Genomic DNA, 14,246 nt, shown 5'->3' with positions numbered 1-14,246 from the left:
GCCCGTCGGTCCTCAGGCTGGGCGGTCGGATCGTCGCCGACGGTCCCTCGCAGCGAGGCGCCGTCAGCCCTCCGGGGAGATCGCGCCCGGGAGGGCGGCGTCCGCGGGGCGCAGTCCCGACCACCCCCGAGCCTTGGCCGCCGCCGCGGCAAGGACCCCCACCACCGTCGAGGGGTTGCGGACCTGCCCGGCGAGGACCGCCTCGACGACCTCGTCGAGGGGGAACCAGCGCGCGACCATGTCCCGCTCCTCGGCCTCACGGTCGTGGCGCTCGTCCTCCGGGACCGGTCGCAGGCCCCGGACGAGGTACACCCGGATGCGCTCGTCGTTGCCGCCCGGCGTCGTGAGGTAGTCCGCCAGCACCCACCACCGGTCGGCGGTGAGGTCCGTCTCCTCGGCGAGCTCGCGCCGAGCCGCCGTCCACGGGTCCTCACCCGCGACGTCGAGCAGACCGGCCGGCGGCTCCCAGAGCTCGGACCGGACGGGGTGCCGGTACTGCTGCAGCAGCAGGACGCGGTCGCCGTCGTCGAGGGCGATCACCGCGACCGCTCCGGAGTGCCGCACGTACTCACGCCGCACGGTGCCGGCCTCGCCCAGGTCGACGGTGTCCCGCACGACGTCCCAGATCATCCCGTCGTGCAGGAGCTCGGAGCGCAGGACCGGACGCGGGGCGACGCGGTCCCGGGGCTCGGTCATCAGGGCTCGCGACGGTCGAGGGCCGCCTTGACGAGCCCTGCGAACAGCGGGTGCGCACGGGTCGGGCGGGACATGAACTCGGGGTGCGCCTGGGTCGCGACGTAGTACGGGTGCGCCTCGCGCGGGAGCTCGACGAACTCGACGAGGGAGGTGTCGGGAGAGACGCCCGAGACGACCATCCCGGCCTGCTCGAGGGCCTCGCGGTAGGCGTTGTTGACCTCGTAGCGGTGCCGGTGCCGCTCGACGACGCGCTCGGAGCCGTACGCCTCGGCGACCACCGACCCGGGGGTCAGGACCGCCTCGTAGGCGCCGAGACGCATCGTGCCGCCCAGGTCGCCCTCGCCGCCGACGATCGCGAGCTGCTCGGCCATGGTCGCGATCACGGGGTGCTCGGTGGACGGGTCGAACTCCGAGGAGGACGCCCCCTCGAGGCCGAGCTCGGCCCGGGCGAACTCCATGACCATGACCTGGAGGCCGAGGCAGATGCCGAGGGTCGGCACCTGGTGGGTCCGGGCCCAGCGCAGGGCCCCCACCTTGCCCTCGATGCCGCGGACGCCGAAGCCTCCGGGGACCAGGACCGCGTCGACACCGCCCAGGGTCCGCTCAGCGGCCTCGGGGGTGTCGCAGTCGTCCGAGGCCACCCACCGGATCTTGACCCGCGCATCGTTCGCGAACCCTCCGGCCCGCAGCGCCTCGGTCACCGACAGGTACGCGTCGGGCAGGTCGATGTACTTGCCGACCATCGCCACCTCGACCTCGTGGGCGGGGTGGTGCACCGCGTGGGTGACCCGCTCCCAGCCCGCCCAGTCGACGTCGCGGAAGGGCAGGTCGAGGCGCCGCACCACGTAGGCGTCGAGCCCCTCGGAGTGCAGCACGCGCGGGATGTCGTAGATGCTCGCCGCGTCGGCCGCCGTGACGACGGCCTCGCTCTCGACGTCGCACATCAGCGCGATCTTGCGCTTGATCGACTCGGGCACCTCACGATCGGCCCGCAGCACGAGGGCGTCGGGCTGGATGCCGATCGAGCGCAGCGCGGCCACCGAGTGCTGGGTCGGCTTGGTCTTGAGCTCACCGCTCGGCCCGATGTACGGGATCAGCGAGACGTGGAGGAAGAAGACGTCGTCGCGCCCCAGGTCGTGCCGCACCTGACGCGCGGCCTCGAGGAAGGGCTGGGACTCGATGTCACCGACCGTCCCGCCGACCTCCGTGATGATCACGTCGACGTCGGGGCCCGCCTGGGCCCGCATCCGTGCCTTGATCTCGTCCGTGATGTGCGGGATGACCTGGACGGTGTCGCCGAGGTACTCGCCGCGCCGCTCCTTGGCGATCACGCTCGAGTAGATCTGCCCGGTCGTCACGTTCGCCGTGGCTGTCAGATCGACGTCGAGGAAGCGCTCGTAGTGCCCGATGTCGAGGTCGGTCTCGGCGCCGTCAGCGGTGACGAAGACCTCACCGTGCTGGAACGGGTTCATGGTGCCCGGATCCACGTTCAGGTACGGATCGAGCTTCTGCATGGTGACCCGGAGGCCGCGCGACCGCAGGAGCCGCCCGAGGCTCGAGGCCGTCAGTCCCTTCCCGAGGGACGAGGCCACGCCGCCCGTGACGAAGATGTGTCGGGTCGTCGTGTCGGATCGCCCGGAGGTTCGATTTGCTCGCTCAGCCACGGGCTTCAACTCTACCCGACGGACGGGCTTCTCTCAGGACGACCCGCGCGACGATCCCTCCCCCGCGTACAGCCGCTCGAGCTGCTCGAGGGTCGCCCGCAGGTCGGGGAGCTCGGCCGCCCGGGCGCGTGCACGGTCCCTCAGCTCCGCCAGGGCCCCGTCATCCGCGAGCAGGTCGAGCAGGGCAGCGGCGAGGACCGTGGGTTCGGCGGGGAGGAGCCTCGCCGCGTCACCGGTCACCTCACGCGTCCCGCCGACGTCGGTGGCCACGACGGCGGCACCGAGGGCGAGGGCCTCCTGGACCCACAGCGGCTGCCCCTCCCAACGTGCGGTGCTGACCACGACATCGGCGGCCGCCAGGAGGTCGGGGACGTCCTCCCGACGACCCAGGACGCGGACAGGGAGGTCGCCCTCGGCCACCCAGCGCCGTAGGTCGTCCTCGAGCGGACCGTCCCCGGCGACGAGCCACACGGGGCGCCTGGCCTCGGGCAGGGCGGCGAGCAGCCCCGCGGTGGTGCACAGCAGGTCCAGCCCCTTCTGCGGAGCCAGGCGCGCGACGGTGACCAGGAGCGGCCGCTCGCCGAGACCCTCGATCGCTGCGCGCGTCGCCGCTGCCGGAGCGGCCTCGGGGCGGGGCGGGGCGGGCACGAGGGCCCGTTCGCTCGAGCGAGCCCCCCGACGACGCGCGCGGACCACCAGGTCCCCTGAGACGCCGAGGACCACATCCGCACCCCGGGCCACGACCCGTTCGAGCACACCGGCGATCCCCCGGACGGCCCGCCCACCGACGGGGAGGTTGTGCAGGGTCACGAGGACGCGCGGGCGTGGCCCACCGCGGCCGGCACCGACGGCGAGCACCGCGAGGGCGCCGGCTCGCAGACCGTGGGCGTGCACGACGTCGGCCCGTGCGGAGACCCCGCGCAGGCGTCGCACCGCAGCGAGGTCGCCGCGGCTCGGGCGGTCGGTGATCTCGACGGGCACCCCGCGGCCCCCATCGGGCACCACGGCCTCGAGGAGCCCTCCAGGGCCCGCGACGACCACCTCGTACCCGCGGTCGGCCAGCCCGGCCGAGACCTGGGCGACGTGCCGCGCCACTCCCCCCGCGCTCGACCCCAGCACCTGCAGCACCCTGGTCATCCCTGTCCCCCTGTCGTCCGGGCTGCTCGCCCGCGGTCCCGCAGCGCACCGCGCAGCGTCTGCCGGTCAGCGAGCCCTGTCGCCGCCAGGGCGAGCCCCACGGCGACCGCCCCACCGACCACCCCGAGCACGAGCGGCGGCCCGACGAGCTCCTCGACCAGCCAGCGACCGGCGAACGCTCCGACCCCGCCGCCGACCACCGAGACCACGAGGGTACGCATCAGGCCGCTCAGCGCGTCCGGGCCCGAGACGCGTCGCACCGCGAGCAGCAGGGCAAGACCGGCGACCAGCATGCCGACCGTGTTGCCGAGGGCGAGCCCCTGCAGGGTCGCGCGGCCGTCCCCACGCTCCGGGGCGAGGAGGGGAACCGCGACGAGGGAGGCGACAGCCACTGCTCCCCACCCCGTCGCGACGGCGATGACGGCGGCCCGGCCGCGCTCGAGGGCGTAGAGCACTCTCGAGAGCTGGAAGATCAGGGCGTACCCCAGCAGACCTGGGGCGAGCAGGGTGAGCGCCGGGGTCATCGCGGCGACCCGCTCGGCATCCCCGCTCGCGTCGATCTCGGTGAAGACCGCTGCGACCGCCGGGGCGACCGCGACCAGGGCGCCGGCCCCGGCGGCGCTCACGACCAGCACCGCGCGGGTGCTCAGCGCCACCAGCCCCGCGTAGCGTGCGTGGTCCCCCGACGCGACGTGCTCGGCCAGCCGGGGGAAGGCTGCCGTCGCAAGGGGCACCGCGAGCACGGCGTAGGGCAGGAAGTACACGGCTTGGGAGTACTGGTAGAGCGGGAAGGTGCCCGGGGAGCCGAAGTCGTAGGAGAGCCGCAGCACCACGACCACGGAGATCTGCTGGGCCACGAGGCCCCCGAGGCCCGCGAGAGCCAGGTGGCGGGCACGACGGGCGACGCCCGGCGGGAAGCGCAGCGCGGGCCGCAGCCTCACCCCGGACCTCGCCACCGGGACCAGGAGCGGCAGGCTCATCGCGGCCACCCCGGCGGTGGTGCCCCAGCCCAGCCACGCCACGGCGGCACTCGACAGGGCGGCGGGGTCCGCGGTCTCCCCTGCCGTGAGATGCCGGAACACCAGGTAGCTGGCGACGACCACGACGCTCGAGGCCAGCGGGGCCGCAGCGGGCCAGATGAAGCGCTGCTGGGCCTGCAGCACCCCGGTGAGGACGACGCCGACGCCGTAGAGCACGACCTGCGGTGCGAAGACCACGAGCAGCTGGCTCGCGAGGTCGACCGTCGCCGCCGTGACGGCGGGGTCCTGACCCTCGCGCACCTCCCCGAGGAGCAGCACGACCAAGGGCCGCGAGAAGAGGGCCACGAGCACCGAGCCCGGCAGGAGCACGAGCAGGGCCCAGGTCAGCAAGGCCGAGGCGGTGCGGTCGACCTCTCCCCGCAGGCCACGGGCCAGCGGCCCGGCGAGCAGGGGGACGACGGCCCCGGCGAGCGCACCACCCGCGACCACCTCGAACAGGACGTTGGGCACGAGGTTGGCCGCGGAGTACGCGTCCCCGCTCGCCGTCGCGCCGAGCGCGTAGGACTGCGCCGCCCACCGGCCGAAACCGAGCAGCCGGCTGAGCACGGTGATGCCTGCGATGAGGGCCGCGGCGCCGGCCAGGCCGTGCAGCACCTGCCGTCGGGTCACCCGGGCGGCCCGTCCACCGCAGGTGCGGGGCGCCGGCCCCAGGCGTCCAGCTCGCGGAGCACCGGCGTCCGGGCGATCACCTGGGTGAAGCTCACACGCTCGCTCGCGACCGTGAGGGCGAGGACCCCGGCCAGGACCCAACAGCGCACCGGCCGCGGCGCTCCGAGCACCACCGCGGTGCCGAGGGCTGCACCGAGGGCGTTGGCCCCGCCGTCTCCGAGCATGTCCCGTTCCGCGAGGTCGTCCCGCCACCCCGCAACGACCACGCCCAGGCAGGCCGCGGCGGCCGGGGCTCCGGCCCCGCTCGCGAGGGCCGGACCTGCTGCGAGGGCGGTCGCCTTCAACGCGCGCCCGGGTCGCAGGTCGAGCAGGTTGACGAGGTTCGCGCACGCGGCGATGAGCACCCCGGAGCCCAGGACCTCGACACCGGTGGCGAGCCGCGAGCGACCGGCCGGCTCGCGAGGCGCGAGGGCCGCGGCCACCAGCGAGGTCGCGCCGATCCCCAAGACCTTCAGGCCGCCGGTCGTGACCTCGCCGTGCGCGAGGGCTCCGAGGTGGCCGCGCAGCCCCTTACGACGGCGCGCGGTGTCCTCGGTGACGTCGTCCACGACGCCGAAGGCTCCGGCCCCGAGGGCCGCGACCGTCCCGGCAGCGGCGGCTCGTCCGCCACCCCCGACCAGGAGGCCTGCCGCGAGCCCGACCGTCGCGGCCGGGCCGGCGAGGAGGCTCACCGGCTCACCGCGGTGGTTGGTGCGGGTCCATCGGGGATCGGCCCCACCGAGGACCGCGGCCGCGGCCTGTCGAGTCGCCCAGGTCGCGGCAGCAGCCGTCGCTCCTGAACGCAGCAGGGCGAGGAGTCCGGGCCCGTCCGGCACGGACCTCACCCCTCAGCCTCGGGCTCCTCCGAGCCCTCGTCCTCGGCCCCGGTCTCGTCCTCCTCGGGGGCCGGGGCCACCCGTTCGATCGTGGGCAGCACGACCCGGGGCGGCATCGCGTCGGTCGCACCGGCACCAGGCCCGTAGTGCCCGATGGTCCCGGCGACACGCGCGCTGAGCGCGAGGGGCACAGCCACCTGACCGCTGATCGACTGGACCCCGTCCACCGTCGTGAGCTCGGCCACGGCGTCGGCGTCCTGACGGATGCGCTGGACGAGGCTCGCGTCGCTCAGCGCCCCTCCGGCCACCACGGCCCCGACCGAGCGTGCCTGGGCTGCGCGACTGATCTCCAGGGCCGAGGTGAGCATCATCTCGGCTCGCTCGGTCTCCTCGGCGGCCTCCTCGGCCGGGGCGGACGCCAGAGCCGCCTCGGCCTGCTCGACCTCGCCGATGCTCACGGTCGGACCGGCCAGCACGACGACGGCGTCCGCGGGACCCGTGATCTCGCCCTCGAGGGTGACCAGCTCGGCCTCGACGAGCACGTCGACCACGAGCTCGGAGGTCTCGGCGCGGGAGTCGGGGGACTCCGGGTCGGCCGTGGTCAGAGACTGCACGAGAGCCTCAGCGAGCTCCACTCCCGTCCCCGCGTCGTCGGCCGGCACGGGGTCGAGGTACTCCAGGAGGGTGCCGGCGATCTGCTGGCGGAAGGACTGCTGGGCAGGGTCGGTCCACGCCTCGGTCACCTGGACGGTGCCGGTCACCGTGCCCCCCGCCTGCTCGACCCGAGACACCACGGCCTCGAGCACCTCGGGCTGGACGTCGGCGACCTCGATCACCGCGACCCGCCGTTCACCGAGCGTGTCGGCGAGCATCGCCGGAGCCATCTCGTCGACCGTCGTCTCCGCGTGGCCGAGCTCGCCGAGGGTGCGGTCGAGCTCGACGCGAAGTTCGTCCTTCTCGGTGCGGAGCTGCTCGACCTGGCCGGTCAGGGTGTCCCCGATGCTCTGCTCGAGGGGGCCTGCGCCCAGGGCGATCCCGACCGCGAGGGCCAGGAACACCGAGATGAGCGAGACGAGGTGGTAACGGAAGTCGATCACGATGGGTTCTCTCGATCAGTGGCGGGGCGCATCAGGCGCTGCCGCCGAAGAAGACCCGGACGGACGACAGGACGTCGTCGGTCCAGGCGCCGAACAGGCCGAACATGGTCTGCCCCGCGACGGTCGACGCGAGGGCGACCCCGAGGGCGAAGAGACCGGCGATGACGAGCAGCCCGAGCTGCCAGGACGAGATGCGCTGGCGGTAGAGCCGGGACACCCCCTTGGCGTCGATGAGCTTGCTGCCCACGCGCAGCCGGGTGAGGAAGGTCGAGGCCATGCCGGACCGGCCCTTGTCGAGGAACTCGACGAGGGTCGCGTGGGTGCCGAGGGCGACGATGAGCTCGGCCCCCTTGTCGTCGGCGAGGAGCATCGCGACGTCCTCGCTCGTGCCGGTGGCCGGGAAGACGACGTGCTTGACGCCGAGCTTCTCGACCCGCTCGACCCCGGGGGCGCGCCCGTCGCGGTACGCGTGCACGACGATCTCGGCCCCGCTGGTCAGGGCCCGGTCGGAGACCGAGTCCATGTCACCGACGATGAGCTCGGGCCGGTGACCGGCCTCGAGGATCGCGTCGGCCCCGCCGTCGACCCCGATGAGGACCGGCCGGTACTCCTTGATGTAGGGGCGCAGCGCGGCGAGGTCCTCCTTGTAGTGGTACCCCCGCACGACGATGAGGGCCTGCCGGCCGTCGACGACGGTCTCGATGTCCGGCACGCCGACGCCGTCCAGGAGCAGCTCCCGCTCCCGACGGAGGTAGTCCATGGTGTTGGCCGCGAAGGACTCCAGCTGGACCGCGAGACCGGCACGGGCCTCCTCCATCGCTGCCGCGACGGTCGCCTCGTCCTGCACGACGCCCTCGGCGACGAGCTGGTCGCCGTCGTAGACACCGCCGTCGAGGATCCGCACCTCACGTCCCTCGGTGAGGGCGAGGACGTCCGGGCCGAGGTCGTCGACCAAGGTGATCCCCGCCTGCACGATGATGTCGGGCCCCAGGTTCGGGTAGCGGCCCGAGGTCGACCGTGCAGCGTTGAGGACGGCTCGGGGACGGCAGGCGATCAACGCCTCGGCCGAGATCCGGTCGATGTCGAGGTGGTCGATCACGGCGACGTCACCGGGCCGCAACCTCTTGGTCAGGTTCTTGGTCCGGGGGTCGACGCGGACCGGACCGTGCAGTCCGGGCTCATCGGGCGCAGTGCGGCGCTGGCGCAGGCGGAGTCTCATCGCGGGTCATCGTCCCACGACGGAGCGCTCGAGGAGCTCAGCGGCGTGCTCGAGGGCCGAGGTCGAGTCCTCCTGGCCGGAGAGCATCCGGGCCAGCTCGGCCACCCGCTGTTCACCCTCCACCAGACGGACGTCGGAGGCGGTCACCACGTCCGCCCCGGCGTCCTGGGACTTGGTGACCACGAGGTGCTGGTCCGCGAAGGCCGCGACCTGCGGCAGGTGGGTGACGACGACGACCTGGGCCTGGCGGCCGAGCTCCGCGAGCCGTCGACCCACCTCGACCGCCGCGCGGCCACCGACCCCGGCGTCGACCTCGTCGAAGACGAAGGTGGGCGGACGCGCCGCTCCTGAGGTCGGCGCGGTCGCGAGCGCGACCTCGAGTGCCAGCATGACCCGGGACAGCTCGCCTCCCGACGCGCCCTGACCGAGCGGTCGGGACGGGGCGCCAGCGTGCGCCGCGAGCCGCATCGAGACCTCCTCGGCCCCCCACGCCCCGAGGGACCCGACGGGCTCGAGGACGACCTCGAGGCGTGCAGCGGCCATCGCGAGCCCGGCGAGCTCCTCGGTCACGGCGGCGGCCAGCCGGTGCGCAGCCTCGGCGCGCGCGGCACTCAGGCGAGCACCGTCGGCCTCGAGGGTCGCCTCGACCGCAGCGAGCCGGTCTCGCACCTCAGCGGTCCGGTCCTCACCACGGTCCAGGTCGAGCAGCTGCTGGCCGGCCTCGTCCGCCCACGCCATGACGTCGGCGAGGGTCCCTCCGTGGCTCCGGGCCAGCGTGGTCAGCTCGGCCCGCCGCGCGTGCAGCGCCGCGAGCCGCGCGGGGTCGGACTGGACGCCGTCGGCATAGGCGCCGAGCTCGACGGTCACGTCGTTGACCAGGTAGCCGACCTCGGCGAGTCGCCCGACCAGGGCGGCGAGAGCCTCGTCGTGCTCGGCGACCTGGTCCAGGGTGCGGCGTGCGTGCTCGACAGCGGCGATGGCCCCCTCGAGACCGGTCGCGTCCTCGGGGCCGGCCAGGGCCAGCTGCGCGGTCAGGGCCGCGGTGCGCAGGTCCTCGGCGTGCCCGAGCCGGGACGACTCCGCCGCGAGGCTCTCGTCCTCACCCGGCTGCGGCGCGATCCGCTCGACCTCGGCGAGGCCCAGGCGCAGCAGCTCGGCCTGGCGCGCCCGGTCCCGAGCGTGGGTCACGAGGTCGTCGAGCTCGGCCTCGAGGACGCCGTGCTCGGACCACGCCGCGCGGTAGGACGCGAGGACCTCGAGGTGCTCGGGCCCGGCGAAGGTGTCCAGCGCCAGACGCTGCCGGCTCGGGGAGCGCAACCGTGCCTGGTCCGCCTGGCCGTGCACGGTGACGAGCTCCTCGGCGACCTGGGCCAGGACCGCCTGGGGAACGCCACGGCCCCCCAGGTGGGCACGGGACCGTCCCGCGGCCGCGACGGTGCGCACGGCGAGCAGGGTCCCGTCGTCGTCGAGCACGGCCCCCGCCTCCTCGGCACGCGTCGCGGCCGCGGAGGCCGGGTCGACGACGAAACGTCCCTCGACCGTCGCCTGCGGGCTCCCGGCCCGCACGGTGCCCGGGTCGGCCTTGCGGCCGAGCAGGAGCGAGAGGCCCGTCAGGACCATCGTCTTGCCGGCGCCGGTCTCCCCCGTGATGGCGGTGAGGCCTGGGCCCAGCGGCACGGTCGCGGACCCGATCACACCCAGGCCCTCGATGCGGATCTCCTCGATCACCCGAGCCCCCCGTCCTCGGCGCGCGCGTCCCCGCGCTGCCGTGAGCCGTTGACCCCGCGCCCTCGCCAGCCGCTGACGGGCAGGGCGAACCGGGACACGAGTCGGTCGGTGAAGGGCGCGTGGGACATCCGGGCCAGCCGGACCGGGACGTCGCTGCGTCGGACCTCGACCCGGGTACCGGTGGGCAGGTCGATCCTGCGGCGGCCGTCGCAGGTCAGCACGGCGTCGCTCATGGACCTTGCGAGGATCTCGACCGCGAGGACCGAGGTCGGACCGACCACCAGGGGGCGTGCGAAGAGCGCATGGGCGGAGACGGGCACGAGCAGCATCGCGTCGACGTCGGGCCAGACCACGGGGCCGCCCGCCGAGAAGGCGTGGGCCGTCGACCCGGTCGCGGTCGACATCACGACGCCGTCGCAGCCGAAGGAGGACAACGGGCGTCCGTCGACCTCGACGACGACCTCGACCATCCGCGCCCGGTCGGACTTCTCGACCGTCGCCTCGTTGAGGGCCCAGCCCACCTCGACCTCACCGTCGGGGCGCAGGACGCGGACCTCGACCGTGCGCCGCTCCTCGACGTCGTACTGGCCGCTCGCGAGCCGACGGACGGCTTCCCCGATGTCCTCCCGCTCGCTCTCGGCGAGGAAGCCGACGTGGCCCAGGTTCACCCCGAGCAACGGGACGTCGGTGCCGTGCGTGAGCTCGGCCGCTCGCAGGATCGTCCCGTCCCCGCCGAGGACGATGACGACGGCCAGGTCCGAGACCTGGGCGAGCTCCTCCTCGTGCACCGGGGTCATGCCCGCCGCCTCGAGGGCTGCGACGGCCTCGGCCGCAGCGGCGACCGCCTCGGGGCGACCGCTGTGGTGGACGACGAGGGCGGACCCGGTCATGGTGCTCCTTCCACGAGGGTCGGCGCGCCGGAGCGCACCGCCGCGACGACGGCTGGCTCGAGGACGTCCTGGACCGGTGCGTCCCCGCCGGCCGCGACGGGCGCCGCCGAGGGCTGCAGCCAGAGGAAGTACTCACGGTTGCCCGACTCCCCCGCGAGCGGGCTCGGGAGGACGGCCCGGACCCGGGCCCCCACGACGCGGGCGGTCTCGGCGACACCGAAGACGGCCTCCGCCCGCTGCTCGGAGGAGTGGACCACGCCGTCGGCGCCCAGCCGTTCGCGCCCGACCTCGAACTGCGGCTTCACCATGACCAGGAGATCCCCGTCGGGGCGGACGAGCTGCATCAGGGGCGGGAGGACCAGGCGCAGCGAGATGAAGGAGAGGTCCGCCACGAGCAGGTCGACCGGGCTCCCCACCTCACCGAGGTCGAGGTCGCGGGCGTTGACCCCTTCCCGCAGCTCGACGCGGGGGTCGACGCGCACTTCGGACGCCATCTGGCCGTGACCGACGTCCACGGCCAGCACGTGCGCGGCACCGCGCTCCAGGAGCACCTGGGTGAAGCCGCCGGTCGAGGCCCCCACGTCGAGGCAGCGTGCACCGTCGAGACGCAACGCACCCGGGACGAGATCCTCCACCGCGTCGAGGGCACCGATCAGCTTGTGCGCGGCGCGGGAGACGTAGTCCGCGTCGGGGTCGTCGACCTCGAGCAGGTGCTCAGGGCTGACAGGCTGCGCCGGGCGGGTCGCCGCCGCCCCCGCCACACGGACACGTCCTTGGCTCACGAGCACCTGCGCCCGGGTGCGCGACCGCGCCAGGCCACGCGTGACCAGCTCGACGTCCAGGCGTCGGGTCGTCGCGACCATCACTCGCGGGTCTCGGCGAGCCGGTCCGACAGGGCCCCGTGCACCCCGTCGAACAGGGCGACATGCTCACGGACCGGACGGGCGCCGAGACCTTCGAGGGTCGACAGAGCAGCGTCGACCGCCTGGTCGCCGGTCGCCTGCGGCTCGTCCACCTGGTCCTGCACTCGTCCTCCTCGATGTGACGGCCCAGGCCGTCACCCAGGGCTCGCGTCGTCCTGGCCTGCCACGCTACCTGCCGCGGCGCCGGTTCAGGACTCGTGCACAGGCATGTCCGGGACGGAGTCAGCATCCACGGGCTCGCCGGCGTCACGAGCGGTCCACACCGCGGCGCACGCCGAGCGGACGAGGTCGATCGACACGTTCGCCGCCCCCGCCGTGCTCCTCCCGAGGTCGAGCTTCCCGTCACGCACCCGTGCCGCGGAGTCCCCGCAGGTCCACCACCCGTCGTCGCCGACGACGGGTGCTGGGTGCGGCTCGAGCAGGCAGCGCAGGTCGACGCCCAGCAGGGAGGGGCGTTCACCGACCTCGGCCAGCACCGCGTCGCGCGCGGAGCTGACACCGGTCAGCACGTGCAGCCCCGGGTAGTCCGCGGCCCGCGCCCCGGCGAGATCGGTGTCCAGCCGATCACCGATGACGAGGGGGCGCTTCGCACCGGCGCGCTCGACCGCGAGCCTGAACATGGTCGGGCCGGGCTTGCCCGCGCTGACGGGCTCGCCGCGAGTCGCGGCGACGACCGCGTTCACGAGCGCACCGTTGCCGGGGGCGAAACCACGCTCGTTCGGGAGCGTCAGGTCTCGGTTGCTCACGACATGCAGGGCACCTCGCTGGACCGCATAGGCTGCCTCGGCGAGCTGGGCCCACCCGAGCTCGGGCGAGAAGCCCTGCACGACGGCGTCGGGTTGGTCGTCGGCGGACTCCACGACGACGAACCCAGCGTGACGGACGGCGGTCAGCAGACCCGCGCCGCCGACGACGAGGACACGCGCGCCGGGCGCGACGAGGTCGGCGAGGACCATGGCTGCCGCCTGCGCAGCAGTCATCACGTCAGCGGGCTCAGCCGGGATGCCGAGGTCGCTCAGCTGCGCCGCGACGGACTCCGGCTCGCGGGACGCGTTGTTCGTGACGAAGACCAGCCCCATCCCTGACGCGCGCGCAGCGACGAGACTCTCGGCGGCGTGCGGGATGGGCTGCGGGCCGCGGTACGCGACCCCGTCCAGGTCCACCAGCGCCAGGTCGTGGGCCTCCGCGAGCGGAGTGCTGACCTCGAGGAGCATCAGCGCTCCTCCCCTGCCGACCGGACGGGACCACGGGACGCCGGACCGTCGTCTGCGGGAAGGTCGTCCTCGAGGTCGAAGACCACGACGTCCTCCTTCTCCGCACCACCAGGGCGGGCCGTCCGCAGCACCTGGGCCGCCTCATCCTCCCGACCGGCAGCCGTCAGGGCGGAGGCGCGAGCCTCGGCGACGCGGATCGACAGCTCAGGGTCGAGACCCGGGGTGACGTACGGGGACAGGACCCCGAGGGCGGCGTCGGGGTCACCGAGATCCACCCGGGCGCCGCTGACGACGATCGCCAGCTCAGCCTTGAGCTCGTCAGGAAGATCACGGGCGCCATCCTCCTGAGCCAGCGCGAGGGCCCGATCAGGGCGGCCGAGGCCTCGCTCGCAGTCGGCCATCAACGGCAGGTGCTCGTCCGACCCGTTGAGCCGGCGCACCGTGCGCAGCTCGCGCAGGGCCTCCGCGTACCGCCCCGTGCGGTAGGCGGTGATGGCGGCCGCCTCGCGGACGACGTCGACGCGGCCCGCGCGACGTACAGCGGCCTGGGCGTGCTCGTAGGCGAGCTCGGGCTCCTCGTCGAGCAGCCGGCCCGCCATGACGAGGTGCTGAGCGACCCCGTCGGCGTTCTCCCTGCTCAGGGTCCGCAGCCGTGCTCGCGCTGCGCGGTCGAGGTCAGAGGCCTGGACGTCCTCGGGGATGGCCGGAGCAGCTGCCGCGCTGGCGCGCACCGGACGGTCCTGTCCCGGGCGGCCCTCGGTCGGGCGAGCACCCCGGGGGGCCGCCCCGCGTCCACCGGCGCTCGCACCACTGGCACTGCGGCTCCGGTCGCCCGGACCCCGGGTCCTACCACTGTCCCGACCGCCGCCCCCGCCGCGTGGAGCACCCCCACTGGACCTGCGTGCCTCGCCTGACTGCATCATCATTCCTCTCTTGACACCTGGCTCATGGTCTCACGCCGTCGATCGACGAGGCCCTGACCTCAGGCGCCGAGCATCCCGGGGTGAACGCAGAAAGGGCCACCCCGTCGGGGTGGCCCTTTCTGAAAAGGTGTTCGGCGGCGACCTACTCTCCCACACAGTCTCCCGTGCAGTACCATCGGCGCAGAAGGGCTTAGCTTCCGGGTTCGGAATGGAGCCGGGCGTTTCCCCTTC

At 74.1% G+C, this 14,246-nt stretch carries 13 protein-coding genes and 1 rRNA gene; all 14 read right to left on the bottom strand.

The annotated features are described in order from the left end of the window. Positions 1-63: 63 nt before the first annotated feature. On the bottom strand, positions 64-696 hold the full coding sequence (locus J4G33_RS00070; RefSeq protein WP_208053874.1) for an NUDIX domain-containing protein: 633 nt from the start codon (positions 694-696) through the stop codon (positions 64-66). Next, the gene (pyrG, locus tag J4G33_RS00065) at positions 696-2,360 is read right to left on the bottom strand and encodes a CTP synthase (protein ID WP_208053873.1); all 1,665 of its coding nucleotides are present in this window, start codon (positions 2,358-2,360) and stop codon (positions 696-698) included. The genes J4G33_RS00070 and pyrG overlap by 1 nt, the downstream gene beginning before the upstream one ends. A gap of 33 nt (positions 2,361-2,393) precedes the next feature. After that, entirely contained in the window at positions 2,394-3,497 is a 1,104-nt protein-coding gene (locus J4G33_RS00060) for a glycosyltransferase (protein ID WP_208053872.1), read from the bottom strand. Next, complete coding sequence (gene murJ / locus J4G33_RS00055; RefSeq protein WP_208053871.1) at positions 3,494-5,146, bottom strand: murein biosynthesis integral membrane protein MurJ; 1,653 nt, start codon at positions 5,144-5,146, stop codon at positions 3,494-3,496. The genes J4G33_RS00060 and murJ overlap by 4 nt, the downstream gene beginning before the upstream one ends. Continuing rightward, positions 5,143-6,030 (bottom strand): hypothetical protein, encoded by an 888-nt coding sequence (locus J4G33_RS00050; RefSeq protein ID WP_307793597.1) that lies wholly within the window; start codon positions 6,028-6,030, stop codon positions 5,143-5,145. The genes murJ and J4G33_RS00050 overlap by 4 nt, the downstream gene beginning before the upstream one ends. After that, positions 6,027-7,118, bottom strand: coding sequence for a copper transporter (locus tag J4G33_RS00045; RefSeq protein ID WP_208053870.1), 1,092 nt, complete (start codon positions 7,116-7,118; stop codon positions 6,027-6,029). The genes J4G33_RS00050 and J4G33_RS00045 overlap by 4 nt, the downstream gene beginning before the upstream one ends. Positions 7,119-7,149: 31 nt before the next feature. Next, entirely contained in the window at positions 7,150-8,337 is a 1,188-nt protein-coding gene (gene steA / locus J4G33_RS00040) for a putative cytokinetic ring protein SteA (RefSeq protein ID WP_208053869.1), read from the bottom strand. 6 nt (positions 8,338-8,343) lie between these two features. Continuing rightward, positions 8,344-10,065 (bottom strand): DNA repair protein RecN, encoded by a 1,722-nt coding sequence (gene recN / locus J4G33_RS00035; RefSeq protein ID WP_208053868.1) that lies wholly within the window; start codon positions 10,063-10,065, stop codon positions 8,344-8,346. Further along, positions 10,062-10,955, bottom strand: coding sequence for an NAD kinase (locus tag J4G33_RS00030; RefSeq protein ID WP_208053867.1), 894 nt, complete (start codon positions 10,953-10,955; stop codon positions 10,062-10,064). Before J4G33_RS00030 ends, recN begins: the two co-directional genes overlap by 4 nt. Next, complete coding sequence (locus J4G33_RS00025) at positions 10,952-11,818, bottom strand: TlyA family RNA methyltransferase (RefSeq protein ID WP_208053866.1); 867 nt, start codon at positions 11,816-11,818, stop codon at positions 10,952-10,954. The genes J4G33_RS00030 and J4G33_RS00025 overlap by 4 nt, the downstream gene beginning before the upstream one ends. Further along, positions 11,818-11,982 carry a hypothetical protein gene (locus J4G33_RS00020; RefSeq protein WP_208053865.1) on the bottom strand — a complete coding sequence of 55 codons (165 nt, stop codon included), beginning with the start codon at positions 11,980-11,982 and terminating at the stop codon, positions 11,818-11,820. Before J4G33_RS00020 ends, J4G33_RS00025 begins: the two co-directional genes overlap by 1 nt. Positions 11,983-12,066: 84 nt before the next feature. Next, a complete protein-coding gene (locus tag J4G33_RS00015) occupies positions 12,067-13,092 on the bottom strand; it encodes an HAD-IIA family hydrolase (protein ID WP_208053864.1) in 1,026 nt (341 codons plus the stop codon). Next, positions 13,092-13,823, bottom strand: coding sequence for a tetratricopeptide repeat protein (locus J4G33_RS00010; protein WP_208053863.1), 732 nt, complete (start codon positions 13,821-13,823; stop codon positions 13,092-13,094). The genes J4G33_RS00015 and J4G33_RS00010 overlap by 1 nt, the downstream gene beginning before the upstream one ends. 321 nt (positions 13,824-14,144) lie before the next feature. After that, positions 14,145-14,246, bottom strand: a 5S ribosomal RNA gene (gene rrf / locus J4G33_RS00005); the annotation flags it as partial.

Source organism: Actinotalea soli (assembly GCF_017565425.1).
GTDB classification, from domain to species: Bacteria; Actinomycetota; Actinomycetes; order Actinomycetales; family Cellulomonadaceae; genus Actinotalea; species Actinotalea soli.
Note: the sequence above shows the minus strand (reverse complement) of the source record. Positions and strands in the feature narration are given on the sequence as shown.

Excerpts from the sequence above, each read along its gene's own strand:
- J4G33_RS00060 (WP_208053872.1), bottom strand. The coding sequence starts at position 3,497 with ATGACCAGGGTGCTGCAGGTGCTGGGGTCGAGCGCGGGGGGAGTGGCG.
- J4G33_RS00025 (WP_208053866.1), bottom strand. The coding sequence starts at position 11,818 with ATGGTCGCGACGACCCGACGCCTGGACGTCGAGCTGGTCACGCGTGGC.
- J4G33_RS00030 (WP_208053867.1), bottom strand. The coding sequence starts at position 10,955 with ATGACCGGGTCCGCCCTCGTCGTCCACCACAGCGGTCGCCCCGAGGCG.
- J4G33_RS00015 (WP_208053864.1), bottom strand. The coding sequence starts at position 13,092 with ATGCTCCTCGAGGTCAGCACTCCGCTCGCGGAGGCCCACGACCTGGCG.
- steA (WP_208053869.1), bottom strand. The coding sequence starts at position 8,337 with ATGAGACTCCGCCTGCGCCAGCGCCGCACTGCGCCCGATGAGCCCGGA.
- J4G33_RS00070 (WP_208053874.1), bottom strand. The coding sequence starts at position 696 with ATGACCGAGCCCCGGGACCGCGTCGCCCCGCGTCCGGTCCTGCGCTCC.